Source organism: Nonomuraea sp. B12E4, assembly GCF_039871825.1.
Classification (GTDB): domain Bacteria; phylum Actinomycetota; class Actinomycetes; order Streptosporangiales; family Streptosporangiaceae; genus Nonomuraea.
The window spans coordinates 34,459-59,597 of record NZ_JBDPME010000041.1 but is presented as its reverse complement, the minus strand read 5'-3'; the positions used below and the strand labels follow the sequence as shown (position 1 = coordinate 59,597).

Below are 25,139 nucleotides of genomic sequence, written 5' to 3'. Positions count from 1 at the left end.
GCACGGATGGTCGCACATCCGCTTCTATCGAGGGCTCCATGCTCTTGTCAGGCGATCGACGACACCTCCACATCCATGGTCATCCGATCGCTATCACCCGGTTTGCCTGCTGAGAAAACTTCATTGCGCCATCTTCGTGTGCCTCGGTTTTGGGTGGACGGGCGAAGCTCGTTTGTTCTGGCGGCCTGTTTTGCATTGTAAAAGCTCAGTGCCTTTACAATGTAGATTTCCTGCGAAACCCCCGCGGCGCCGACGAACATCGGCTGCCGGAACAGTTCCAGGTCGATCAGCGGAGCCTGAAGCCGCTGCTCCACCAGCACGAACGCCACCACCGGTACGGCCGCCGCGCCGAATGCCCACAGCATGACCTCATGGCGCCGCACGGTAGAACGGTTCAATGAATGAACTAAAATGGGGTCATGGCACTAGGCAAGAACTACACCGCCCAGGACTGCTCACTGGCCAAGGCCCTGGAGGTGATCGGCGAACGATGGACGCTGCTGGTCGTCCGCGACGCGATGTACGGCGTGCGCCGCTACAGCGACTTCCTGGCCCGCCTCGACATCCCCCGCGCGGTACTCTCGCAGCGGCTGGCCACGCTCGTCGATGCCGGAGTGCTCGCCAAGCATCGCTACCAGGACTCCCCTCCGCGCGACGAGTACATGATGACCCCGATGGGGGCCGAGCTGTTCCCCGTCATCGTGACCCTGTCCCGGTGGGGTGAGCGGCACCTGACCACGTCCGGCCCCTCCCGCTACTTCCTCCACCGTCAGTGCGGCACCCAGCTGGAGCCGTCGGCCCGATGCCCGGCCTGCGACGTCCAAGTGCCGGCCCGCGACGTCGAGATGCTGCCCGGCCCCGGCCTCTCGGGCCTCAGGAGCGACCCGGTCAGCAAGGCGCTGCAGAAACCCCATCGCCTGCTCGACCCCATCGGCTGACAGGAGGGGACTCCCCGAACCAGATCACATGAGATTGGTTGAAGCCGGGTCGGAGGCTGACGTACGAGACCCTGCTGGGTGAGTTGCTGGAAGAAATCCCGTGAGACGATGCGCGGTTCCGCTCCCTGAATGAGCAGGTCCGCGCGCATCGCGATGCCGAACGGCCGATGACCAGCGTGGACACCAAGAAGGCCCAGCACTCGGGTCGCCGTCACCAGGGGTGAGGTAGCTCTGCGTAATCGTGGTTCGAGTGGCTCGCGGGGATGGAAGCCAGCTTGAGATAGGGCAATGTAACTGAACATTGCGTCTCAGGTCCGCTATGTCGCGATCACGACTCGGCCATACCGGTCGGTAGTCGAGTGGCCACAAACCATGTTTCTCCTGGCCCTCCAGCGGAGATCGGGAGAAAGGTGCGGGCATGCGACGTGACTGGGAGTTAGAGGACCTGATCGAGTGCTGGACGCTGGATGAGGAGGGTGAAGATCATCGACACGCGGAGCTCGGCTCCTTCTCCTCTTCGCCACCGGCGACGTGGGCGCCCGGTGGCTCGGAAGCGGGCCAGCGTGTTGGCCACTGCACAGCAGCATAAACGCGGCCCCCGACAAAACACGGGCCTTCCCCGGCCTTCCCCGGTCGCGAGTCAGCGGCTCTCGGCCGTCACCGGGGCACTTTGAGCATCCGAACGAAAAGTCCCGTTAGCGAGTGGCCACAGCTAACTATTTGATCTTCCGCTCGTCCTGCTTACCGCAGGAGGGACCCGGCGTGGTACTCCTTGATGATGTGGCCTGTGTCGAGAGTTCCCGGCCCGCCTTCGGGGTGCTTGGCCCGCTGCGGGTGTGGGTAGACGGCCGGGAGCGTGCGGTGTCCCGACCGGCCGTGCGTCGGCTGCTGGGCGCGTTGCTGCTCACGCCGGGCCGCTTGGTGGATCGGGCGCGGTTGATCGCGTTCGTCTGGGGGCCGTCGGGATGTGAGCCAGCGGCGTTGCACAGCGCGGTGTACCGGCTTCGGGAGTGGCTGAGGCCGACCGGCATCGAGATAGTGCGGGAAGGCAACAGCTACGGCATCGAGGTGCCCCTGGAGGAGGTGGACGCGTCCCGTTTCCGCACTGCCATCGCCGGCGCGCGGGCCGAGCCGGATCCGGGCCGCCGAACGGATCTGCTATCCGCGGCACTGGATTTGTGGCGGGGGCCGGTGCTGGCCGAGGACTTGGAGTGGCCCCACGCCCTGCCCGCGGTCATGGAACTGCAGCAGGCCAGGATCGACAGTGCCCGAAACTTGGCGGAGTCCGCCGTCCGTTGCGGCCGCGCCGCCGATGCCGTCGAACCTCTGGAGCGTCTGGCCGAGGCGTTGCCCTACGACGAGACCGTCCACACCCAGCTGATCATCCTGCTCGGACACGCTGACCGGCGTGCCGAAGGGCTGCGCCGCTATGAGCTGATCCGGCGTCACTTGGCCGACGATCTCGGGATGGACCCGGGCCCGGGGCTGCGTCGGGCGCATCTGGCCCTGCTCGGCGACGATCTACCGGTGCCCGGCCCGTCCCCCTCGCCCATCTGCCTGCTGCCCTACGACCTGCCCGACTTCACCGGCCGCGAGGCGGAGCTGGAGCGCATCACCACGGCGTTGTCGGCCGATGCCGGCACCCCGTCCATGGTGGCGATCTGCGGCATGCCCGGAATCGGCAAGACCGCGCTGGCCGTCCGGGCCGGACACCGGCTCCGCGGCCGGTTCCCGGACGGGCAGCTGTTCGCCGATCTGAACGGGCCCGACGGCCGCCCCGCCGACGTGGCCCAGGTGCTGGGACGCTGGCTGCGGGTGCTGGGCGAGCAGCCGAACGCCATCCCCGACGACCCTGCCGAGCGGGCCGAGCTGCTGCGTGCGCGGCTGGTCGGCCGCCGGGTGCTGGTCGTGCTGGACAACGTCGCCGACACGGTCCAGATCCAGCCGCTGCTGCCCACCGGGACCTCCTGCGCGGCCTTGCTGACCAGCCGGTCCGATCTGGCGGCGCTGTACGGCATGACCCGCCTCCGATTACGGGTCATGCCGCCACCGGATGCTGTCGCGCTGCTGAGGCGGCTGATCGGTGGCGCCCGTACGGAGGCCGAGCCCGAACCGGTGCGGCGGCTCATCACAGCCTGCGGCCGGCTGCCGTTGGCGTTGCGGATCGCTGGGGCGCGGCTGGCGGCACGCCCGCACTGGACGGTGACGCGCCTGGCCGACCAGCTTGAGCAAGCGCGCCGCCCGCTCGATCACCTGGCCCTGGGAGCGATGGAGGTCCGCGCCGTCCTGGCCGTCGGCTACAGCGCGCTCGATGCGCCCGCGCGCCGGCTGTTCCGGCTGCTCGGCCTACTGGAGGCGCCTGATGTCGCGGCCCGGGTCGCCGCCGCGCTGCTGGACAGCCCGCTGGCCGAGGCCGAGGAGCTGATGGAGCGGCTGGCCGATGCGCACCTGCTGGAGGCGGTGCGGCCCCAGGCGGGCGAGCAGGTCCGCTACCGCCCGCACGACCTGGTACGGGCCTTCGCCCGGGAACGCGCCGAGGCCGAGGAGACGCCAGCGGACCGGGCCGCGGCCCTGGCGCGGGCGCTGGGCGGCTGGCTGGCGTTGACCGAGCACGCCAACGACGCGCTGTGGGGTGGCGACTACCTCTTGCTGCACGGACAGGCCGCCCGGTGGCGGGCACGGGAGGGCGCCGAGCACCTGATGGCTGACCCGCTGAGCTGGTACGAGAGCGAGCGGGCCAACATTGTGGCGGCGGTGGGACAGGCCGCACGTATCGGCGCGAGCGAGCTGTGCTGGGATCTGGTCGGCTCGGCGCTGCACCTCTTCGAGGCCAAAGGTCACTACGACGAGTGGCGGCAGGCGCATGCCCTGGCCTTGGCGGCGGCGCGGCAGGCCAGTGATGTCAAGGGGGTGGCGGTGATGAGCGCGGCGGCCGCGGTGCTGAACAGCCAGCAGTACCGCTACGACAGCGCCCTCGCCGAGCTCGCCACGGCCATGACGCTGTACGAACGCATCGGCGAGCAACGCGGTCTGGCTTTGGCCACCGTCACCGGCACGAGGATCGATCTCATGCGCGGAACCTTCCATGACGTCCGACCCCGGTTTGAGAAAGCGCTGGCCGTGTTACGAGAGGCCGGGGACCGGGCCGGCGAGTTCCTGGTGCTGGCCTGCATCGGCTCACTGCACCTCCACCTCGGCCGCCCGGATCTGGCGTTGCCGTTCAGGGCCAGCCGTCGCCGCGGATCGGGACGGTGGGGACGACTGGCGGCTGCTGGCCGCCGCCGTCGCCGGCGGTCGCGCTGGTGTCGGGGGTGGGTTGCTCATCGGTGTCCATGTGCCGGATGGGTGCCTTTCAGATGGTGAGCAAAGGGTCAGCGGCAGCGGTGGGGGTCGCGTCGGGCTTGCCAGCGGGCGAGGGCGTCGGGTGAGACCCGGGTGTAGCGGGCCAGGGACGCGACGGAGGTGTGGCCGGAGAAGGCGAGCAGGGTGGAGGTGTTGGCGCCGGCCTCGGCGGCGTGGGTGAGCGCGGAGTGCCGAAGGTCGTGCAGGGTCCACCCAGGCGCGGCGGCGAGCTGGTGGGGGTCGGTGATGTCGGGGTGGGCCAGCGGCTTGGTCAGCTCGTTGAAGATCTCTTCGGCGCGCCGGTAGGACAGGCGGGCTCGCCCGGAGACCGGATCGAGGTCGGCGGGGGCGAGCGCGACGCGGGCCCGCCGTTCGGTGAGGAACACCGGCCCCTTGGCGCGGCCGTTCAGCAGCTTGGGCAACAGGCGGGCGGTGCCGGTCTGCCAGACGACGACGTCGACCGCGCTGCCCTTGCGGGTGACCTTGGCGCGCCGGTTGCGGCGGTCAAGGTCCTCGACATTCAGGGCGAGCACCTCCGACGATCTGGCGGCGGTCTCGTACAGCATCTGCCAGAGGGTCTTCTCTCGAATCGGCACGTCCAGGTCGAAGATCGCCTCGATATCGGCAACGGCCAGCGCGCGGGTCCGGTCGGGGGCGCGGCCGCGACGGCGGAGCCGGCGGGTGGGGTCTGTGGTCAGCCAGCCCTGGTCGGTCCAGAAGGCGACCGCAGAGCGCAGCGCGTCCAGGTGCCGGTTGAACGTGGCGGCGGCCTTGGTGCTCCATCGGCCGGTGAACCATTCGGTCAGCGCTGCGACGTTCGCCTCGGTGTCGAGCTCGGCGACGGTGAACAGCGTGCCGGGTGGGGAGAACTCGGCGGCTAGGGCGCGCAGGGTGGAGCGGTAGGCGCGCTGGGTCTGGCGCTGCTCGGGGCCGTTCAGGGTGGCGAGGTAGGCGGCGACCGCGGCGGGCAAGGGTCGTGATCCGCCGCGATCGAGACGATGAAGTTCGCCCACGCCGCCCCCTCGCATCTCTATCGCAGATAAGCATGCCGAGTCGGACCAGGCCTCGCGCGGTGTTCGGCCTGCTCGACTTCTCCAGTATCGCAGATAATGATGTATTATACGCGGTAGCTCGATCACGCGCGCGACTTTCCTCTGGATAGCACAGGCCCGAGCGGACGGCCCCTTCTGGCGTGCGTCGCAGCTGTCGTGACCACACAGGATGACGAGCCCGAACGTCGACTGAACGGACGGAGACCGATGCCCAAGGACCTGGACCGGGTGGACCGGGAGATCGTCAGGCTGGTCTCCGCTCAGGGGAGGATCAGTCATGAGGAGATCGCGCGGCGGGTGCACGTGTCCCGTCCGGCAGTGCACGAGCGGGTCAAGCGGCTTGAGCGAGATGGTGTGATCCGCGGGTACCGGGCGGTGGTGGACTGGTCCGCCGTCGACCTCGGGCTGTGCGCCTTCGTGTCAGTACAGGCCGACCACGACCAGCTGGCCAAGGTTATCGACCGACTGTTCGAGGTGCCCACCCCTGAGGCGATGGTTGAGGAGTGTCATCGGGTGACCGGCCAGTGGTGCGTGCTGCTGAAGGTCCGGGCCGCTTCCACGCTGGCCCTGCAGCAGTTGCTCGACGACGTCATGTCGATCGAGGGCGTCCGGCAGGTTGTCACCACCATCGTGCTCACCTCGGTCGAGGCCGCTCGCCCGGCCTGACCGCCCCGACGATTCGTCGGGGCGGCATGGGGCGTCCAGGCCGGCGCGGTATCGACAGGCCGACGGAACGTCGCTGTTTCCTTCGCACTGCTGCTGCCGGCAACCGCGCCGCTTAGGGTTCGGGACGACTGATGCGGCTGGACCTAGGGAGGATGCATCATGACCAACACTCGAGCCATCGAGATACCGGACGCCACGGGCGATCCTGACGCCTACGTCAGGTCGTTGTTGGAGGCACTCGGCGATCGGAGCCCGATCGGCCAGCTCGCCGAGACTCCGGCAGAGGTACGTCGGCTGGTCGCCGGCCTACGCGAAGAGCAGTGGAGCGCCCAGCCGGACGGTGAGTGGTCCGTTGAGCAGAACGTCGGCCACCTGTTCGACGTGGACATCTGCTACGGCTTCCGGATCCGGCTGATCCTCACCGAGGACCAGCCGAGCTACCCGGCCTACGACGAGAAGCGGTTGGTGGCACTGCCGAAGCCGCCCTTCCCGGAACTGCTCGACGCGTGGGAGGCCCTGCGCCGGGCCAACGTCGTGCTCTACCGCTCGATGGATCTGGCGCAACAGGCCCGCACCGGCATCCACCCGGAGCAGGGCGAGGAGCCGGCCATCCGGCTGCCACAGAAGATGGCCGGTCATGACATCGCCCATCTCAACCAGATCGTCCGCACCATCGAAGCCGTCGGCTGAGCAGACAGGAGATCGGTGATGCTGCCCTGGTCCGCCGACCTGGCCGGACGTTTCGACCATGTCGTGATCGACAGCGTGCTGCTGCGGGGCAACCCGCTCAAAGATCCGCATCAGCGGCCGCTGCTGGTGTACCTGCCGCCCGGGTACGACGAGGAACGCGGCCGCCGCTACCCGGTGATCTACGTGACGCCGGGATACAGCGGGCATGCCGGCATGTGGTTCAACCGGGCCCCGTTCCGGCAGCCGTACCCGGAGCTGGTCGATGCGCTGTTCGCGAGCGGCGAGGTGCCGCCCGCGATCGTGGTCTTCGCCGACGGCTGGACCGCCTACGGCGGCAGCCAGTTCCTGAACTCGCCAGCCACCGGCAGGTACCACTCCTACCTCTGCGAGGAGGTCGTGCCGTGGATTGATGCCCGCTACCGCACGCTCGCCGATCGCGACCACCGGGCGCTGGCCGGGAAGAGCACCGGCGGCTACTGCGCGATGGTCACCTCGATGCTGCGGCCGGACCTGTTCGGCGCGCTGGCCACCCACGCGGGAGATGCGCTGTTCGAGGTCGGCTACCGGAGCGAGCTGACCCGGCGGGCCCGGTTGTTGCGTGACCTGTACGGCGGGTCCTACGCGCGATTCCTCGCCGACTTCCGGACCAGGCTCCCCGGGACGAAGGCGGGTGACCTCGAGCTGATCGAGGTGTACGCCTATGCGTCGGCGTACTCCGCGGACGAGGACGGTACGGTGCAGATCCCCTTCGACGACACCGGCGCGATGGTGCCGCAGGTGTGGAATCGCTGGTTGGCCTGGGATCCGGTGGTGATGGCGAGCCAGCCGGTGTACGCCGAGGCGCTGCGCTCGCTACGGGCGATCTGGATCGACGCCGGGAACAAGGACGAGTACTACCTGGACTTCGGCGCGACCGCTTTCCGGCGAGCGCTGCAGACGGCCGGGGTATCGCAGGAGCGGATCTTCTTCGAGCTCTTCGACGGCGGCCACGGCGGCATCGAGTACCGTTACCCTCTTGCCCTGGCCTGGCTCAGCGAACGGATGGCCGACTGATGGCGCACCACGTCCCGCTCGCGGCTCACACCCAGGACCGCCGGATCCCGGGCCACCGGCTCGGCGAGAAGGACATGCTGTGGGCCTGGCTGCGCTTCGCCAGGGCGACGGTGGTGGCGAAGGCGACCGGCCTGTCCCCATCGCAACTGCGCGCCAAGCCGATCTCGTCCCAGATCAGCCTGGGCGGGCTCCTGACCCACCTCGTCACGGTGGAACAACACTGGTTCGGCATCGTGCTCGGCGGCCAGGAACACGCGATGCCGTTCGGAGCCGAGAATCCGGACGGCGACTGGCAGGTCGCCGAGGATGACGACCTCGACAGCCTGCTCGGTCGTTACCACGCAGCCTGCGGCGCCAGTGACGAGGTCATCGGATCCCTTGAGCTTGACAGTACCGGTGCCCAGACGACCGGCGACTACACCCTGCGGTGGGCGATGGTGCACGTGACGATGGACACCAGCCGGCATGCCGGGCACGCGGATCTGCTGCGCGAACTCCTGGACGGAGAGCGGGGCTGGTAGTGTCTGACACCCTCTCAACCAGGACTTATTCCTCGTCGTGGTCGGGGGCGCTGGGGTCGCGGAGGTCGCGGAGCCCTTCGCCCAGGTCAGGGCGGTGGAACGGGTAGAACCCGTGGAAGTTGACGTGCTCGAATACCAAAGGGCTGAGCCGGGCCTTAATCTCGGGGCTGATCTGCCCGCCCGTGATGCCCAGCGCGCCGGCCTCCAACTGCTTCACCGCCGCGTCAATGTAGAGACTGTTCCAGTAGGTGATCGCGTTCAAACCCAGACCCAGCGCCCCCACCTGGTCCTCCATACCGCGCTCATAGCCGCGGCGCAGTTGGCCGAGGTTGCCGAAAAACACCCGGCGGCCAGGTTGTGGCGGGACTCGCCGACGTTGAGCTGGGCCCCGATCATCCGCCGGTACTCCTCGACGTGGAGGACCTGAAGCAGGTGGAGCGACTTGAAGATCCGCCCATAGTGGGCGAAGGCGTTGCCCAGGCCGGTCAGGCGGCCGTCGGTCATCATGCGGATCAGGTCGTGGGCGCGGACCTGGTTGGTGGCCAGCGACCCTTCGACCCGCACCATGTCGTCCCACTGCTGCAAGATGGCCGGGATCGACACCCGACGCAGCCCCAGGGTGTTGAAGTCGCCCCAGGCGTTGGTGGACTTGTGGTTACGGGCGAGAGTGCCCTCCAGCATCGCGGTGTCGATCCACCACAACTGGGTGTCGGTGATGTCGGCGTGCCGGGGCGCGAACTGATACCCACAGATCGCGAACATGCCATACACGACGTCGCTATACGACGCCGTATCTATGACGATCACCTCCGGCTGCTCCATAGCGTCGAGGCGGTGGATGGCGTCCAGGATGAACAGCGAGTCACGTAGCGTTCCGGGCACCAGCAAGCCCCCGAGCCCCATCACCTTGTCCGAGACGGTGTTCAGCCAGGTCGCACCCCTTGATCGTTTCCCGATCCCGTAGTACAGCGGCGAGGGCCGGGTATACAGAGACAGGACGGGCACCACGAACCGCATCCCGTCCACCGAAGCCACCAAGCCGCCGCCCCAGTCGCCGGTGATGTCGATGACCGCCTGCGCCTCGACCAGGCGGGCCGAGGACGCGGCGATGCCCTCGTGGTGGAAGTAGCCCTTCTCCACCCCCAGCAGCCGATGCTCGGTCAACGCCGGCGTCCCAGGTTTGATGACCGGCACCAACCCCACGTTGCACGAGCGGGCCACGGTGAGCGCCGCCAGAGTGATATCGAGGTCGTCACGGCGCAGGTGCGATCCGGAGATGTGCTCCATCCCGTCGAACATGCCGGTCTTGCCGTGCACCTCCAGCAGCAACTCGGGATAGTCGATGCGCGGCAACATGGCCTGCACGGCGTCGTGAACCGCCTTGAACCCCTCCGGCTCCGGAGCGGCCCCCAGCCGCTGCATGTGCAGCTTGCCACCCTTGATCTGCACCGACTGATTCGCGCCCAGGCCAGCCGCGACCTGGGTATAGGCCTCGCTGAGGAGGTCGGCCAGCTCCCGCAGATGCGCCCGCGGGTCGGCCTCCAACCCCAGCGCGGTCAACACACTCGCCCGTTCGCGTACCCACAGCCGCTCCTCGATCAACCGCACCCGGGGGTTGCCCCACTTGTCGGCGCCGACCGCGTACACATCGCGGCGCCGCAGCGCCGACCACAGGGCCTCCAAGACGCAGAACACATAGGCGGGACGGTCGATCAACGGCGGATCCAGCTTTGGGTTATCGAACACCAGCCGCCGCCACGACCCGCTCACTAGGTCCTCGAACCCCCTGATGTGCTCCAGACCCGGCTTGCGAGCCGCCGTCACCTTGGGCAGGGCTTTCACCGCGGCGACGATCCGCGACCCGGCAGCGGTCGCCCCCCCCACGGGACCACCGCCGCCAGCTGCTCCAGGAACGGCCGCACCGTGGCGTACCGGTCGACCAGCTCCACCCGCCACTCCAGATCCCAGTCGTCCTCCTCCGACGGCAGCGGCAACAGCTCGGCGACCGTCTCCAGCGCGGCCTCCAACTGCTCGCGGCTCACCACCTGCACGACCGCCTCCACCACCTCCGTCGCCGTGGTGTCCTTCGGCTTGCCGTCTCCGCCGGCCTGGACCGGCGGAGTGTCACGCACGATCGCCCACGCGGCCGCCAGCCTCGCCGCCGCCACCCGCAGCTTGGGCAGGTTCTTCAGCTTCTCCTTGTCCCCCGCCCGGCCTGCCCGCGACAGCAGCTTGGCCGACATCAGCAGGTCAAACAGCAGCAGCGCGTCGTCGACCGAGACGCCCTCCAGATGGCGCACGGTCGCCAGCAGCGTCGCCGCGCGCCGCTCCTGCTCCAGCGCCTTGATCTTCGGGGCCTTGGCGGTCATCCCGTACCGGGCCAGCTCAGCCATCTTCACCGGCGCCACCGCGCCGCAATCCACCGCCCCGGTGCCCAGCCCCAGCACGAATCCCGACCGATCGAACGCCTCCACCATCCCCGTGCCCGACAGCTTGGTCACCGCGGTGCGCATCCACTCCAGCACCGAGACCCTCTTGCCGTCCGGCACCCGCAAGGTGGCCACCAACTCCCGGTGCATGTGCGGCGGCGCCGCCTCCACCAGCGCTCGGTAGACGGTGGCCAGCTCAACCCGCCGCACCTCGGCGACCAGCCGCGACAGCGTGCTGATCCCCGGCAGCAGCACCCGGTTCTCGACCAGCCACAACGCCGCCCGGTCGAACAGTTCCCGCTTGGAGTCGCGGGTCTTGCCGACCCGGGAGGCAATGAAGGCGGCCACCTCGCCCTCGGCCGCGGCGAACTCCCGGTAGCCCAGCTAGTCCCGGATCTCCCACGCGTGCTCGTAAGGGGTCTGCTGCCGGTCACCGTACTGCTCTGCCGCCGTCCAGTCGTTGGTTCCCAGCTGCTCAGCGACGTACTGGACCACCACTTCCGGCACCCCGGCCAGGCCGACATCGGTCAGGAACGTGCCGAGCATCCGAACGGTGCCCCACTGGACCGACCAGCCGAGCCGGTTGTTCCACCCGCGCTTCTTGCGCGCCAACTCCAGCGCGGGCCCGTCCAGGAAGAAGAACTTCTCCAGTTCCTCAGGCGTCGGGTCCGTCACGAACCGGCCGTACCGGCCCACCTGCTCGTCAGACAAGTAATCATGCGGCACGAATCGTCACCGTACGAGAACTGCTTACCGCTACCAGTAAGTACGCCCAAATTGAGACAAGATCATTCCACTACCGCACCAACACGCACGCTGACCTGCGACTCAACGCTTAGCGCTAATTTCGGAGAGATAGTCCCGGGACCCGTGCTCATCGAAGATCGCGTTCGGATACTTGATCGGCATCCAGGCCGTATCGTTGATGGCCGTGATCGCTGTTTTGATTTTCGGACCCATCTTGGTGGTGACCGAGAAGCGCACGTCGTGGGCGCGGCAAGCACCGATGACGTCGGCGCTGTAGAAGGCCGAATCGCCGCGCATGATCAGGGTGCCGCTCGCCCCCGCCGATCGCGCCGCGCCGATCGACTCGCGCACGAAGGAGACGGCGCCACGGGCAGAATTGGCCGTCCCACCACGCAGCCGGCTCCCGGCGATCACCGGGGCCGCCAGCGGGGTGGACACCGTGGCCAGCAGCACGTTCAACCCGCGTACCAGCACGCTCTTACCTTGGATCTTGGTGTGGCCGAAGCCCGAAGCCTTGCTTGGCGTACCCGTAAGTGCGCCGCTGCATCGAGTCGAGGTCCACGAAGGTCAGCACGTCCGCGCCGGGCAGCAGCAGCGTATGGGAGGCCAGCCGGGCCGGCAGACGGCGGCCGACTTTCTCGATCTGCCGGACGTTTCCCCAGGCCAGACCACGCAGGAACGAGCCCAGAGTGGACGGCGCCCGGATTCCATCGAACACCTTGTCCATACCACCGTGCCGCAGCGCGCCCAGATCCTCGATGGAGTCGGCCCCGCACGCCATCCCGGCCACGATCGAGCCGATCTTCGCGGACGCGTTCACCCCGAGGCCGCCGGCGACGGTCACATGCTCACCCACCAGGGCGCCCAGACCGCATCACCGGCTCCAGCCCGGCATAGGCGATCACGTACTCGTCATCGAAGCGCGCATGGGTCTTGGGAGAGACGTGGGAGAATCGCACGTACGAGGTGTCCTTTGACCGCGGCTGCTGGAAGCGTAGGAACTCCCATCATCCCAGCTCGAAGGGCACCTCATCGCATTTCACAACATCCACATCAGAGTTGGCTCGGTGGATTCGGGCTCAGACGGGAAGTTCGGTGATGCTGAGGGCAAAATCCAAGTTCCCCACCCCGTGGTTGGCGAGGCCCACCGTGACCACGCCCGCTCCTTCCAGCCAATGCGCCATTTTCAGGCCGCCGACGTCCAGCGGGCGCAGCCCGAGGCTCTCGATGAACGCCTCCACACTTGCCTTGGCCTGCGCATTATCGCCGGCGATGAAGACGTCGGGCCGACCCTTCTCCAGGACATGACGGAAGATGGTGTTGAACGCCTTCACCACGCTGGCGCCGGCCGGGGCCGCCTTGGCGACTTCCTGCGCGATCGAGGTCTCCTCGCGGTGGGCCAGCCCGTCGAACGTGGAATTGAAGGGATTGCTGATGTCGACGATGACCTTGCCCGCGAGAGCGTCTCCGTACTGGGCGACGACCGGCACGACACCGTCGTACAACAGGGCCACGATGACGATGTCGCCGGCTGGGGCGGTGCCCCATTCTCCCGTCGTGGCGCCGCCGCCGAGAGCCTTGGCCAGGTCAGCGGCCTTGGACTGATCGCGGCCCATGACCTCGACTGTGTTGCCGCCCGCTACCGCCCGAGCGCCGATGGTGCGGGCCATGTTCCCGGTGCCGATGATGCTGATGTTGCTCATGAGATGTCCTGCCCTGGTTGTGGGTTGTTCGGTTTAGATGGCGGTGGTGCCGCCGTCGGCGACGAGTTCCATGCCGTTGACGTAGCTGGAGTCGTCGGAGGCGAGGAAGAGGGCGGCGGTGGCGATTTCGTCGGGGCGGCCCATCTGGCCGCGGGGGATGAGGGACTCGAACTGGCGCTTGGTGGCCTCGTCGAAGAGTTCTTCCTGCTTGGCGGTGGCGACCTGGCCGGGGGTCAGGACGTTGACGCGGATGCGGCGGTCCTTGAGCTCGTTGAGCCAGACGCGGGCCCAGGCCTGCTGGACGGCCTTGCTGCCGGCGTAGACGCTCCAGCCGGGGAAGGCGCCAAGGGAGGCGTTGGAGCCGGTCATGAGGATGGAGCCGCCGTCGTTGAAGAGCGGGAGGGCCTTCTGGACGGTGAACAGGGTGCCGCGGGCATTGAGCCCGAACCAGGTGTCGAACTGGGCCTCGGTGATCTCGCCGAGCGGGGCGGGCTCGCCCCCGCCGGCGCTGGCCCACAGCACGTCGAGGCTTCCCTTCTCCCGCTTGACAGTGTCGTAGAGGCGGTCCAGGTCGTCCAGGTCGGCGGCGTCGCCCTGGACGCCGGTGACGTTGCGGCCGATCTGCTTCACGGCCTCGTCCAGGGCGTCCTGGCGGCGGCCGGTGATGAAGACGTGCGCTCCCTCGTCGACGAACAGCTTCGCGCCGGCCAGCGCCATGCCGGTGGTGCCGCCGGTGATGACCGCTACCTTGCCGTCGAGCTTTCCCATGTTGCTCCTTTAGGTCGGTGGTGCCGTGCGCACCTGGGATGACGGCGTTATGTACACCGTTCCGTGTGCTTACGGTACGGGGCGCGCGGCCTGGACGCAAACTATGTACACCGACCGTTACCCAGCTGGGGTAGCATGGACCCATGACGGAGTTGGAGAAGGGCCCCAAGGGCCGCCGCCGCGGCCGGGGCGCCCGCGAGCGCATCCTCAGCGCGTCCCAGCAGCTGTTCCGCGAGCAGGGCATCAACAGCACCGGCATGGACCAGCTTTGCGCGGCGGCCCAGGTGTCCAAGCGCACGGCCTACCAGCACTTCACCGGCAAGGACCAACTCGTCGCCGAGTACCTGCGCCGGTTCGACCCCTCCGTTCTGTCCGGCGTGTTCGACCGCACCGACCTCACGCCCCGCGAACGGCTCCTCGCCGCCTTCGACATCCCCCCCACCACCCCCCTGTGCCCCTACATCGCCGCCGCCGTCGAACTCCACGACCCCCAGCACCCCGCATCCCAGTACGCACGCGACTACAAGAAAGCCGTCGCCGCGCGGCTCGCCGACACCGCCCGCGAAGCCGGCGCCGCCGACCCTGAACAGCTCGGCGAGCAGCTCGCGCTGCTCATCGACGGCGCCGCGGCCCGCACCCGGGTCCTCAACGCCGACGCCTTCCCCACCGCCGCCGCCATCGCCGCCGTCCTCATCGACAACGCCATCCCCGCGTCATCTCCTCGGCAGCCCAGCGATGACCGCGGAACCACCGGGTCTGCTCCCGTTCCGGTGGGAGGCCAATGACGGCCCGATCACGCCTCGTCGGCCGGAAGGCGACGCCGAGTTCGGCGCGGCCGGAGCGGTAGATCACGCCGTACAAGGGCAAGAACAAACCCGACTCGGGGAAGGACGCCAACCGGGCCCACGCCCGGCTTCGCGGGCCCGGCGAACGTGCCAACGCCCAGCTCACGTACTGGCGCATCCCGCGCAAGTCCGCGTCAGCCCACGCGGGGGTCGGTCGAACTGATCAACCGTGTTGTGCAGCGGCACCGCTTGCCAGCTGCCACATTTCATCGTTCCCGCATTCTGCGGTGATCTCGGCCGTCGCGTGAGCTGCGGCGAGGAAGTCGTTGACCAGCGGTGAGGTACGCGATGCCACCACCGCGAGGCACACCTGGTCGGGCGCCAGATCTGTGACGGGCACATAGCTGACTTCCGGGTGTGAGTAGAACACGGCTGTCGAACGGGCCAGGAACGAGATGCCCCGGCCGGCCGCGACATGTTCGAGCGTCTCGTCCACCCCGCGCACCAGGTATCCGGCGTTGGGGTGCGGGCGCTTGGTGGGCTGTGTGCTTGTGTCGGGATGCCAGAGCAGCGGCTCGCCGGCCAGGTCGGCCTCGGTGATCTGTTCCTTGCCGGCGAATCGGTGGCCGGTGGGCAGCACCGCCACCCGCGGCTCGTGGTACAGCGGGGTGACGCGCAGGCCGGTCTCGTCGATGGGCAGCCGCACATAGCCGACGTCGATGCGGCCGTCGAGCAGCATCGCGGCCTGGTCGTCGGACTCGATCCGCTGCACGTCCACGATCACGTCCGGGTGCCGGATGGCGAACTCCCGCACCGCCGCGGTGGCCGTGATGCCCGCGCGGAAGCCGACCATCAGCCGCTGGCTGCCGCGCGCGGCCACGGTCACCCGGCGGCGAGCCGCGTCTGCGGAGGCCAGCAGCGGGCCGGCGTCGGTCAGCAACTGCCTGCCGGCGTCGGTCAGCGCCACGCCGTGGCTGTCCCTGATCAGCAGCGGGGTGCCAAGATCCTGTTCCAGCGCGCGGATCTGCCGGCTGAGCACCGGCTGTGCGATGTGCAGGTCATCGGCGGCGCGGCCGAAGTGCAGCCGGTCGGCGACGGCGACGAAGTAGCGCAACTTGCGCAGGTCCAGATCCATGGAGTCCCCCGGTACGGCGATGCCTCCAGGGTATCGCAATCGCTGAAATAGGTCTTGGACACCCGCTCAGACTAATGAAATCCTCAATAGGTACCCGGGGGGCGGAGCGAATCCGAAACAAGGATTCGACATCGGGACTCGATAGAAGGTCCCCAGAATTTGAATCAGCACGCCCTGAATTGGTCCAGGCCCGTCGTGTCATTCGATGGCATCGACGACACAACCGTTAACAACAACGGGGTGGGCGTGGCGTTCTGTCCAGATATTCCACTCCAGAAAGCAGGCACTCCATGAGCAGCATCAGCATTATCGGCCTTGGGGGTATGGGCCGCGCCATTGGCGCCCGCGCGGTCGAGGGCGGCCACGCCGTCGAGGTCGTCGGTCGCGACGCGGCCAAGACCAAGGACCTGGCCGCCGCGCTCGGCGGTGGCGCCACGGCCGGGACATTCGGCACCGCCCCAGCCGGCGACATCGTCATCCTCGCCGTGCCGAACGCCAGCGCCGTGCCGGTCGTCGCCCAGTACGGGGACACGCTGGCCAGCAAGATCATCATCGACATCACCAACCCCGTGAAAGCCGACGCCACCGGGCTGACCACCCCTGACGGCACTTCCGCCGCGCAGGAGATCGCCAAGGCCGCCCCGGCGAGCGCGCACGTCGTGAAGGCGTTCAACACCGTCTTCGGCCACGCCCTGGCCCCGGGGCGCCCATTGGACGTGCTCTTCGCCGGCGACGACGCGCGGGCCAAGGCAAGCGTGTCGGCGTTCATCGAGAGCCTCGGGTTGCGCCCCCTGGATGCCGGAGGCCTGGAGATGGCGCACTGGCTGGAAGGGACGGGCCTGCTGATGATCAACCTGGCCCGCCACGGCGTGGGGGACTTCAACTTCTCCCTCGGCGTCAGCGATCTCAGCTGAGCACAGCCGCGCCACCAATTCTCGCGCCACCTCACTCATAAGGAACAGCAGAATGCGCGTTTTCGTCACTGGCGGGACCGGCCATTCCGGTTCGTACATCGTCCCCGAGCTCATCGCCGCCGGGCACGAGGTCACCGGCCTGGCCCGGTCGGACACGGCTGCGGCGGCGCTGTCCGCGCTCGGCGCGAAGGTGCGTCGCGGCGACCTCGGGGATCTCGACGGGCTCAAGGAGGCGGCTGCGGACTCCGACGGCGTCATCCACGTCGCGCACCGGCAAGACCTGCTTTTCTCCGGCGGGATCCACGCCGTGGCCGCCGCCGAGCTCCCGATCATGCTCGCCTACGGCGAGGCACTGGCGGGAACCGGAAAGCCGCTGGTCGCGGCGGGGAGCATCGGCTCGCCCGGGCAGGGATTCCTGGGCCGGACGGCCACCGAGGAGGACCCGGCCCTTCCCAGTGGCGATGAGCACAAGGGCACCCTGCGGGCTCGTAACGTCGTGGAAACCACCGTGATCGGCCTCGCCGAGCAGGACGTGCGGTCTTCGGTCGTGCGGATCGCCAACATCGCGCACAGCACGACCGATCGTGCCGGCTTCCTCCCGACGCTGATCGCGCTCGCGAAGGAGAAGGGCTTCATCGGCTACCCCGGAGACGGCGCGAACCTGTGGAACGCCGTGCACATCCGCGATGTCGCCTCCTTGTTCCGCCTGGCGCTGGAGAAGAGCCCGGCCGGCAAATACTGGCACGCGGTCGACGACGGGGGCATCCCGTTCCGCGAGATCGCCGAGGCCATCGGCAGCCGTCTGGGCCTGCCCGTCGTGAGCGTTCCCGTGGACGAACTGGTGCTGCCGGGATACTTCGGGTTCCTCGCGAACATCGTCACGCAGAGTTACCCGGCGTCCAACCTCGTCACCCGCCGGACCCTCGGCTGGGAACCCGCTCAGCCCCGCCTGCTCGCCGATCTGGACAACGGCCACTACTTCCCCGCCAGCTGACGGCAAGGACCCTAGTCTCAACGAGTCCGGCACATGGCAAGGAGGGCGGCTCAGAATATGACGACTGTGGGATTCATCGGCAGCGGCACCATCGCGCGGCTCGCCGTCGAGGCCGGACATCAGGTCGTGCTCGGCAACTCACGCGGTCCCGACGCTCGCGGACATGGCCGCGGAACTGGGGCCGCGGGCGTCCGCGGCGACCAGCGGGGAAGCCGCGGCAGCCGGTGACATCGTCGTGATCACGGTGCCGGTCAACGCCTTCCCCCACGTGCCCGCCGCGCCACTGGCCGGGAAGACGGTCATCGACACGTGCAACTACGGCCCCGAGCGTGACGGGCCCATCCCCGAGCTCGACAGCAAATCGCTCATCTCAAGCGAGCTGTTGCCCGCGCCGCCGCCGGCTACGACCGTTCGGCGTTCACCATCGACTGGGACGCCGAGCAGGTCATCTGCCCGCAACGGCGGGCGAGTTCCTCGTGGGTGGGGCCGGTGCACCCAGCGCGACACCGAGGCGATCGTGGTCAAGTTCAGCGGCGAGGTCTGCCGGCCGTGCCCGGTGCGCTCCTGGTGCGCCTCGGCCAAGAAGGGTGGACGCCGGCTCACCATCCGCGCCTGCCCCCTTCAACCACCTTGGCCGCCCTGATCATCTGGCTCCGCACCTGATCCAGGAAACCGCTCTTAACCGGAAACCATCACCTCAGCATCGAAATCCGATCGACAGGCGAGCCCGCGGTGCGCTGTGATGAGTCCCCAGCCGCCTGCTACACGGAGCGGGCCGACGGCAGGAGCCGCTCTTGGCAACCGCGAGAAGCGCAGAGACCCGCCCCAAGATCAATGCCGCGCTGGCCAGGAACCTGGTCGATACGCAGTTCCCCCAGTGGGCCGCATTGCCCTTGGAGTTGCTCGAGCCCGCCGGCTTGGACCATGTGATCTACCGGCTGGGCGAGGAGCTGTCCGTCCGGCTGCCCCGCCACACCGGCGCCATCGGACAGGCCGAGAAGGAGTATGAGTGGCTGCCCCGGCTCGCCCCACAACTGCCCCTGGCCATCCCGGTACCGGTAGGGGTGGGCGAGCCCGACTTCGGCTATCCGTGGCGGTGGGCGGTGTCCCGCTGGCTGGAGGGCGAGGTGGCGACCGTCGAGGCACTGGCGGACTCGTCCCCGGCCGCCGTCGAACTGGCGGAGTTTCTGACCGCCCTTCAGCGGTTCGCGCCCGAGGACATCCCGGCGGAGGAGACCCGCGACGGACTTACGGCGCGACCGTTGGCTGACCGGGACCAGGCGACACGAGCCGCCATCGCGGAGGTCGGCGGCGTGTTCGACACCGCGGCGATGACCGAACTGTGGAACGCGGCGTTGAGCGCCCCCGGATGGGATCGTCCTCCGGTCTGGTTCCATGGCGACTTCCACACCGGCAATCTGCTGACCGTCGACGGCCGCCTCAGTGCGGTCATCGACTTCGGTGGACTCGGCATCGGTGACCCGGCATGTGACCTGACCATCGCGTTCACCCTGATGTCGGCCGAGAGCCGGGCCGCCTTCCGCGCCGCGCTCGGCGTGGACGACGCCACCTGGACCCGGGGCCGCGGTTGGGCGCTGGCCACCGGCCTGAACGCTTACCTCTCCTACGCCGCCGTCAATCCCCAGATCGCCGCGCAGACCACCCGTCAGATCACCGAGGCCATCGTCGGCTAGACGAGAAGTCCTGGTCCACGGGTCAGGGCTGTTCAGACGTTCGTGGGAACGATCGCCCTCGGTTGAACGCTCGGTAACGGCGGCGGCGCTCGCTCGCCCGCGTCCTCCTCCCCGACGCTTGCCCCCGGTGGACAAATCAGCCTCCGCGTCGGCACGTCTTGATGCCGGTCAGCCGGACTGGGGGGCTTCGATGGCCAGGGCGTGCCGGAACACGTCGCGCGGGTCCCACCGGGCCTTCACCTGTTGCAGGCGGGGGTAGTTGTCCTTGTAGTAGAGCCGGTGCGCGGGCACACCTGAGGTGTTCCACGCCGGGTCCGCCAGGTCGGCATCCGGGTAGTTGATGTAGGAGCCGTCGTTGACCTCGCCGGGTACGGGCACGCCGCCGGTGTCGGCGTACATGTCGCGGTAGAACTCGCGGACCCAGGTGAGGCAGGCCGCGTCGTCCGCCTCGTCCATCCAGGTCGTCGAGTAGACCGCTTTCATGATCACGTCTCGCTGGGCCATCGCGGTGGCCTCCGGGGCTGTGGCGCCGACCTGGCCGCCGTAGCCGATGAGCAGCATGTCGGCGTCCGGCCCGCTCAAGGAATTCGTCAGGTTGCGGTAGACGGCCTCGAGTTGCGTCTCGGTGAGCGAGCGTCGCAGGTAGGCGGCCTTGATCTTGTACCGCCGGGCGAGCACGTCACCCGACTCGCCGGTGCCGGGCCAGGTCATCCGGTGCAGCCACGGCATCGTCCGCCGGACATGCATCGGTGTGAGGTCGACGCCGGCGCTCACAGCGGACACGAAGTCGGTCACCATGCGGTCGGCGCCGGGCAGGTCCGCGTCGATCTGCGCGACCAGCATGACGGTCCCGGCGGCGCGGTGCGAGGGCTGGAGGATGCCGTACAGCCCGGCGGATCGGGAGCCGGGCGCGCTGTTGCGCTCGTGCCAGGTCCCGAAGTTGCGCAGCAGCCGGGTGAGTGCCTGTTTGCTCATGTGCTCCCAGGACCAGAAGACCGCGTGCTGCAGCATCTCCCGCGGCGACGTCGGCAGCAGCCGGGAAGGGTCGGTGCCGGTGGCACCCGGCGAGCGCAGCCAGTACCGGGTGACGACGCCGAAGTTGCCGCCGCCACCGCCGGTGTGCGCCCACCACAGGTCGTGGTTCGGGTCGTCCGGCTCGCGGGTGGCGACCACCGCGCGGGCGGTGCCGTCGCGGTCGACCACCACGACCTCCACGCCGTACAGGTGATCCACCACCGAGCCGTACCGCCGGGACAGCGGCCCGTACCCGCCGCCCGCGATGTGCCCGCCCGCACCCACACCCGGGCACGCGCCCCCCGGGATCGTCACACCCCAGCCCTTGAACAGCGTCCGGTACACGTGACCGAGAGTCGCTCCGGGCCGCACCGAGAACGCCCGCCGCGCGGGGTCGTAGCCGACCGCCTCCATCGGAGAAAGATCCAGCAGCACCTTCACCGCTGGATCGGCGGTGAAGCTCTCGTAGCAGTGCCCGCCGCTGCGCACCGCGACCCGCCGGCCGGACCGCACCGCCTCCGACACCGCGCGCACCACCTGATCGGTCGACCCGACCACGCGGATCTCGTCCGGCCGCCCGGCGAACCGGAAGTTGTTGCCCCGCAGCAGGTTGTCATAGCGAACATCGCCCGGCCGTACCGTCACCGGCCCGAATATCGCCGCATCCGATTCCGCCCACGTGGTATCGGCACCCCACGTGCCGGTCGCCCCGGTACACGCCACGGTGCCCGCCATGGTGACCGCCGCGGCCCCCGCACCGGCGAGCAGCCCGCGACGACTCACCGCCCCGCCGTCCGGCAGGCTCGTACTTCTGTCGCTCACTTCCGGCATGAGTCTCGCTCCTTTCCGTCTTCAGGTCGTCAGCGTTTCAATCCGGTAGCAAGGCGCACATCAACCCATGTCATGAATCGACGGCTGAACCGCCGGCCCACCGGACGGATGATCCGCCCCACTGAACGGATGACCGGCGGCTGATGGCTCAGCCGCCGGTGGACAAAAGGTCGAACCATCGCACCGGCAAGACCACCATCGTCACCATCCACGCCGTCACCAGCCTCCCGCCAGGACGGATCACCCACGCACGCATGGGCCCGATGGGGTATCACTCTAGGTGTGGAAACATTCACTTTTGGTAAGTGATCGAAAGTAAAGATCAACCACACAGCATTCGGGGGAATGTGATCATGCCTACCACACGGGCAGCCGCCGCTGTGGCCGCCACGCGCGGATCGGCTCCAGAGGGCAATCATGGCCTGAGAGTGGCCGCCGCCGCTCATCATGGCGGGGAAAACCCCTCTCGCGGCGCCGGCGGCGCTCGCGCGGGTCGGCCGGCAGCCCGAGCGCGGTCAGCACCGTGCCCCACTCGCGCACCCACACCCGAGGCGCGATCAGCTGGACCCGCGGATCACCCCACGCCTGGCTTGCCAAGCCTTGTACGCCGCATCGGCCAAGATCATCACGGGGATCGCCAGCGCGGCCAGCACCCACCCGGCCGCCGGCGGGAAGGCGCCGCCGAGCAGCCTCGCGACGGCCGGGACACCGAGGAAGAGCAGGAGCATGACCGCTTCGAAGGCGATCGCCCACAGCAGCAGCCGGTTGGTAGGCCAGCGGATCCTGCCGATCCAGCGGGACTCGCTGCGGCAGGCGAAGGCGTTGGCGAACTGGCCGAGCACGACGGCGGCGAACGCGGCCCCCGATGCGGCCGCGAGCAGGCCCAGATCAGGCGCGGTGCCGAACTGCCAGCCGCCCAGCAGCAGCACGCCGACGAACGCGCCCATCTCGGCCACGGCCTGGGCTGGGCCCAGCACGCCGAACACGCGCACGAGCAGGCGGCGGTCGATGAGGTTACCGGTGCGGGCGGGGCCGTGCATGGTACGCGGGTTGGCCGGTTCAGCGCCCAGGGCGAGGGCGGGCAGCAGGTCCGTGCCGATGTCCAGGGCCAGCACCTGCAGCACGCTCAGCGCCAGCGGGATCGTGCCGCCGGACAGCGCCCAGACGGCGAACGGGGTGAGTTCGGCGACGTTGTCGGTCAGGTGGTAGGTGAGGAAGCGGCGCACGTTGGCGTAGGTGGCGCGGCCCAGTTCGACGGCCGCCACGATGGTGGCGAAGCGGTCGTCGAGCAGAACGAGGTCGGCGGCCTCGCGGGCGACGTCGGTGCCGGAGGCGCCCATGGCGATGCCGATGTCGGCCTCGCGCAGGGCGGGGCCATCGTTGACGCCGTCGCCGGTCATCGCCACGACGTGCCCGCGTGAGCGCAGGGCGCGGGCGATGCGCAGCTTGTCCTCGGGTGTCACCCGTGCGACGACAACGCCGTCGTGATCCAGGAGCTCGCCCAGTGCAGCCTCGTCCTCCGGCAGGTCCGCCCCGGTGACGACGAGCTCCTCCTCCCCCAGCAGGCCGACCTCGGCCGCGATGGCGCGGGCCGTGCGCGGGTGGTCGCCGGTGACCATGGCCAGCTTGATCCCGGCGATCCGGCACTTCCAGATCGCCTCGGCCACGTCGTCGCGCGGCGGGTCGTACAGCCCGATCAGGCCGAGGAACTCCAGCTCCCGCTCCTCGGCCGTGCCGCCGCGGGCGACCGCCAGCACGCGCAGGCCTCGATCACTCATCCTGGCCAGCGCCTCCTCCACGCCGGGCACGGCGTGGCAGAGGGGCAGCACCGCGTCCGGGGCTCCCTTCAGGTGTAAGCGGCCGCCGCTCACCACGGAGGCGCAGCGGCGTACCGGGTCGAAGGGAAAGCGTGCGGTGATCTGGCCGGTCAGGTCGGCCCGCAACCGCAGCGCTTCGACGTGCAGGGCGACCTCCATGGGGTCGCCCACCGGCTTGCCGCCGCTCATCCGCCCGGTCGAGCTGAGCACGGCGGTACGCAGCACGTCGGCCGGCGGGCACGACGGCGCCCACAGGTCGGCCACGGTCATCTCGTTGCGGGTCAGCGTGCCGGTCTTGTCGGTGCAGATGAACGTGGCCGAGCCGAGCGTCTCCACCGCCTCCAGATGGCGCACCAGCGCGTTGCGGGCGGCCATCCGCTGCGCGGCCCGCGCCAGCGACAACGTGACCGTGGGCAGCAGTCCCTCGGGGACGAGCGCCACGGTGACGCCGAGCGCGAACAGGAAGCCTTGCCCCGGTTCCATGCCCAGGAGCAACGCGAGCCCGTAAAAGACGACCCCGACCGCGAGCGCGATCCCCGCGACGATCTTGACGACCTTGCCGATCTGCACCGACAGCGGGCTGGGCGGCCGGGACGCCTCCTGGGTCAGCTTGGCGATGCCGGCCAGCCGGGTACGCCCGCCGGTGGCCACCACCACGGCCTCTGCCTCCCCCTCGACCACGAACGTGCCCGCGAAGGCCGGCTCACCGCACGCCGGGCGCACCAGGCGGCTCTCCCCGGTCAGCATCGACTCGTTGACGCCCAGCCCGTGCACCTCGGCCAGTTCCAGGTCCGCCGAGATCCGGTCGCCCGCCTCCAGGAGCACCACGTCCCCGGTCACCAGCCCGGCGGCCTCGATCACCTGACGCCTGCCGTCGCGGCGCACCACCACGTTGGCCGGGATGAGCTCGCGCAGCCGCTGGGAGGCTCGGTCGGCGCGGTACTCCTGGGCGAACGCGAAGGCGCCGTTGAGCAGCACGACGATGACGATCGCCACGGCGAGCTGCGGCATCCCGGCCAGCAACGCCAGCACGGACGCGCCCCACAGCAGCAGCGCGAAGAAGTGCACCATCTGGCGCAGCAGCAGTACGACCGCCGGTGTGCGGCGGGCGGATGGCAGGATGTTCGGCCCTTCTTGGGCTAATCGGACCGCCGCCTCGGCGGCGGTGAGCCCTTGGCCGAGCTGGGACACAGTGGTCATGTCCCCACTGTGGTCACACGGTCGCGCCACCCGGCAGGGACCTTCGGCACCCAAGCGCGGGCCGTCCGGCACTCACCGGCGGGCGGCGTCGACGCACCGCGCGAGCACTACCCGTTCGGCCCGAGCCGGGCCGACACCGCCGTCCGCCTGGCCGAGAACATCGGCGGTGTCGTGGCCATGCGCGACGAGCTCGGCTGGAATCCAGGAGAGCCGGATGGCGGCTTCGGAGCGGTAAGAGGCGCCGGGGCGGATCTTGTGGGCACGAGGCGCCGGGCGGTTCCGTGCGCGGCCCGCCAGATTCGCTGCCTCACATGGAGTCCGCGTTCAGGCGCTGTTCGGTGCCGTTCGGCGGTGAGACGCGGGACGTTCGCCGGTGTTCCGGACCGGGTGGGGTCGCGCACGATGCGTGTCCGGAGACCAGTGGAGGTGAACCGATCATGATCGGTGGAAGAATGATCATGGGGTCGTCGGCGCTCGAGTCAGAGATGCTCGCTCTGCGCAAGAGGGTGGATGACCTGGAGGAGCAGGTGCGTACGCTGACCGCTGCGAACCTCGCCCTCGTACGGAGCATGGAGAACCTGCACCACACCGCACGATCAGCCATGCACCCGGATGACCGGCTATTCCGCCACGAGGCGCCCATCAGTTCATCTCTCGATGAATCTCCCACACCTGTGACCGCCTGACGCGACCAAGACCAAGGGCTGTCCTGCTCGGGACTTCCGTCCCTACTTCCGGTGTCGTCGAGGAGATGTGATGAAGGCGGCCGAAGGAGGCATCGAGGCCCGCGGCATCCGACGCCCCCGCCCCCACCACCGCACAGCCGTCATCGATTTCATGACCCGA

21 protein-coding genes and 3 pseudogenes are annotated in these 25,139 nt (G+C 69.0%); 13 read left to right on the top strand and 11 right to left on the bottom strand.

What is annotated here, in order from left to right:
- Window positions 1-47 precede the first annotated feature (47 nt).
- Complete coding sequence (locus tag ABGB18_RS45325; RefSeq protein WP_347701899.1) at window positions 48-383, bottom strand: hypothetical protein; 336 nt, start codon at window positions 381-383, stop codon at window positions 48-50.
- A 36-nt stretch (window positions 384-419) separates the two neighbouring features.
- On the opposite strand from ABGB18_RS45325, the gene ABGB18_RS45320 reads away from it, so the two are divergent.
- Both ABGB18_RS45320 and ABGB18_RS45315 read left to right on the top strand, forming a co-directional pair.
- Entirely contained in the window at window positions 420-938 is a 519-nt protein-coding gene (locus ABGB18_RS45320) for a helix-turn-helix domain-containing protein (protein ID WP_347701898.1), read from the top strand.
- Window positions 939-1,799: 861 nt separating this feature from the next.
- The gene (locus ABGB18_RS45315) at window positions 1,800-4,301 is read left to right on the top strand and encodes a BTAD domain-containing putative transcriptional regulator (RefSeq protein ID WP_347701897.1); all 2,502 of its coding nucleotides are present in this window, start codon (window positions 1,800-1,802) and stop codon (window positions 4,299-4,301) included.
- An 8-nt stretch (window positions 4,302-4,309) separates the two neighbouring features.
- Here the strand turns inward: ABGB18_RS45315 and ABGB18_RS45310 are convergent, their stop codons facing one another.
- On the bottom strand, window positions 4,310-5,251 hold the full coding sequence (locus tag ABGB18_RS45310) for a site-specific integrase (RefSeq protein WP_347701896.1): 942 nt from the start codon (window positions 5,249-5,251) through the stop codon (window positions 4,310-4,312).
- Between the two features lie 288 nt (window positions 5,252-5,539).
- On the opposite strand from ABGB18_RS45310, the gene ABGB18_RS45305 reads away from it, so the two are divergent.
- From ABGB18_RS45305 to ABGB18_RS45290, 4 genes are all read left to right on the top strand, one after another.
- Window positions 5,540-5,998 (top strand): Lrp/AsnC family transcriptional regulator, encoded by a 459-nt coding sequence (locus tag ABGB18_RS45305; RefSeq protein WP_347701895.1) that lies wholly within the window; start codon window positions 5,540-5,542, stop codon window positions 5,996-5,998.
- A 159-nt stretch (window positions 5,999-6,157) separates the two neighbouring features.
- A complete protein-coding gene (locus tag ABGB18_RS45300; protein WP_347701894.1) occupies window positions 6,158-6,688 on the top strand; it encodes a DinB family protein in 531 nt (176 codons plus the stop codon).
- 18 nt (window positions 6,689-6,706) lie between these two features.
- Window positions 6,707-7,741 (top strand): alpha/beta hydrolase-fold protein, encoded by a 1,035-nt coding sequence (locus tag ABGB18_RS45295; RefSeq protein WP_347701893.1) that lies wholly within the window; start codon window positions 6,707-6,709, stop codon window positions 7,739-7,741.
- Window positions 7,741-8,262, top strand: a complete 522-nt coding sequence (locus ABGB18_RS45290) for a DinB family protein (RefSeq protein WP_347701892.1) — start codon at window positions 7,741-7,743, stop codon at window positions 8,260-8,262. Before ABGB18_RS45295 ends, ABGB18_RS45290 begins: the two co-directional genes overlap by 1 nt.
- Window positions 8,263-8,287: 25 nt before the next feature.
- On the opposite strand, the pseudogene ABGB18_RS45285 reads toward ABGB18_RS45290, so the two are convergent.
- The 6 genes and pseudogenes from ABGB18_RS45285 to ABGB18_RS45260 all read right to left on the bottom strand — a co-directional run bounded on the left by ABGB18_RS45285 (window position 8,288) and on the right by ABGB18_RS45260 (window position 13,909).
- Window positions 8,288-9,549, bottom strand: a pseudogene (locus ABGB18_RS45285) (Tn3 family transposase).
- Between the two features lie 551 nt (window positions 9,550-10,100).
- Window positions 10,101-11,417 (bottom strand): annotated as a pseudogene (locus ABGB18_RS45280) (DUF4158 domain-containing protein).
- A 102-nt stretch (window positions 11,418-11,519) separates the two neighbouring features.
- Window positions 11,520-11,912: a hypothetical protein gene (locus tag ABGB18_RS45275; RefSeq protein WP_347701891.1), complete on the bottom strand. Its 393-nt coding sequence runs from the start codon at window positions 11,910-11,912 to the stop codon at window positions 11,520-11,522.
- A 4-nt stretch (window positions 11,913-11,916) separates the two neighbouring features.
- Window positions 11,917-12,294 carry a hypothetical protein gene (locus tag ABGB18_RS45270; RefSeq protein WP_347701890.1) on the bottom strand — a complete coding sequence of 126 codons (378 nt, stop codon included), beginning with the start codon at window positions 12,292-12,294 and terminating at the stop codon, window positions 11,917-11,919.
- A gap of 223 nt (window positions 12,295-12,517) precedes the next feature.
- Entirely contained in the window at window positions 12,518-13,141 is a 624-nt protein-coding gene (locus ABGB18_RS45265; RefSeq protein ID WP_347701889.1) for an NAD(P)-binding domain-containing protein, read from the bottom strand.
- A 33-nt stretch (window positions 13,142-13,174) separates the two neighbouring features.
- Window positions 13,175-13,909 (bottom strand): SDR family oxidoreductase, encoded by a 735-nt coding sequence (locus tag ABGB18_RS45260; protein ID WP_031067588.1) that lies wholly within the window; start codon window positions 13,907-13,909, stop codon window positions 13,175-13,177.
- A 143-nt stretch (window positions 13,910-14,052) separates the two neighbouring features.
- Between ABGB18_RS45260 and ABGB18_RS45255 the strand changes: the two genes are divergently transcribed.
- Window positions 14,053-14,694, top strand: a complete 642-nt coding sequence (locus ABGB18_RS45255; protein WP_347701888.1) for a TetR/AcrR family transcriptional regulator — start codon at window positions 14,053-14,055, stop codon at window positions 14,692-14,694.
- 62 nt (window positions 14,695-14,756) lie between these two features.
- Window positions 14,757-14,882: pseudogene (locus ABGB18_RS45250) on the top strand (IS5/IS1182 family transposase); the annotation flags it as partial.
- Window positions 14,883-14,917: 35 nt separating this feature from the next.
- Here the strand turns inward: ABGB18_RS45250 and ABGB18_RS45245 are convergent.
- On the bottom strand, window positions 14,918-15,829 hold the full coding sequence (locus tag ABGB18_RS45245; protein ID WP_347701887.1) for a LysR substrate-binding domain-containing protein: 912 nt from the start codon (window positions 15,827-15,829) through the stop codon (window positions 14,918-14,920).
- A gap of 290 nt (window positions 15,830-16,119) precedes the next feature.
- On the opposite strand from ABGB18_RS45245, the gene ABGB18_RS45240 reads away from it, so the two are divergent.
- The 4 genes from ABGB18_RS45240 to ABGB18_RS45225 all read left to right on the top strand — a co-directional run bounded on the left by ABGB18_RS45240 (window position 16,120) and on the right by ABGB18_RS45225 (window position 19,431).
- Entirely contained in the window at window positions 16,120-16,743 is a 624-nt protein-coding gene (locus ABGB18_RS45240; protein ID WP_347701886.1) for an NAD(P)-binding domain-containing protein, read from the top strand.
- 52 nt (window positions 16,744-16,795) lie between these two features.
- Window positions 16,796-17,737 carry an SDR family oxidoreductase gene (locus ABGB18_RS45235; protein ID WP_347701885.1) on the top strand — a complete coding sequence of 314 codons (942 nt, stop codon included), beginning with the start codon at window positions 16,796-16,798 and terminating at the stop codon, window positions 17,735-17,737.
- Window positions 17,738-17,900: 163 nt separating this feature from the next.
- A complete protein-coding gene (locus ABGB18_RS45230; RefSeq protein ID WP_347701884.1) occupies window positions 17,901-18,380 on the top strand; it encodes an NAD(P)-binding domain-containing protein in 480 nt (159 codons plus the stop codon).
- A gap of 151 nt (window positions 18,381-18,531) precedes the next feature.
- Complete coding sequence (locus ABGB18_RS45225; RefSeq protein WP_347701883.1) at window positions 18,532-19,431, top strand: aminoglycoside phosphotransferase family protein; 900 nt, start codon at window positions 18,532-18,534, stop codon at window positions 19,429-19,431.
- A 168-nt stretch (window positions 19,432-19,599) separates the two neighbouring features.
- Here ABGB18_RS45225 and ABGB18_RS45220 read toward each other — a convergent pair whose 3' ends face one another.
- Together ABGB18_RS45220 and ABGB18_RS45215 are read right to left on the bottom strand one after the other, a co-directional pair.
- Window positions 19,600-21,276, bottom strand: a complete 1,677-nt coding sequence (locus ABGB18_RS45220) for an FAD-binding protein (RefSeq protein ID WP_347701882.1) — start codon at window positions 21,274-21,276, stop codon at window positions 19,600-19,602.
- A gap of 557 nt (window positions 21,277-21,833) precedes the next feature.
- Window positions 21,834-24,293 (bottom strand): cation-transporting P-type ATPase, encoded by a 2,460-nt coding sequence (locus ABGB18_RS45215; protein ID WP_347701881.1) that lies wholly within the window; start codon window positions 24,291-24,293, stop codon window positions 21,834-21,836.
- A gap of 437 nt (window positions 24,294-24,730) precedes the next feature.
- Here ABGB18_RS45215 and ABGB18_RS45210 point away from each other — a divergent pair, with 437 nt between their 5' ends.
- Window positions 24,731-24,979: a hypothetical protein gene (locus ABGB18_RS45210; protein WP_347701880.1), complete on the top strand. Its 249-nt coding sequence runs from the start codon at window positions 24,731-24,733 to the stop codon at window positions 24,977-24,979.
- Window positions 24,980-25,139: the final 160 nt, after the last annotated feature.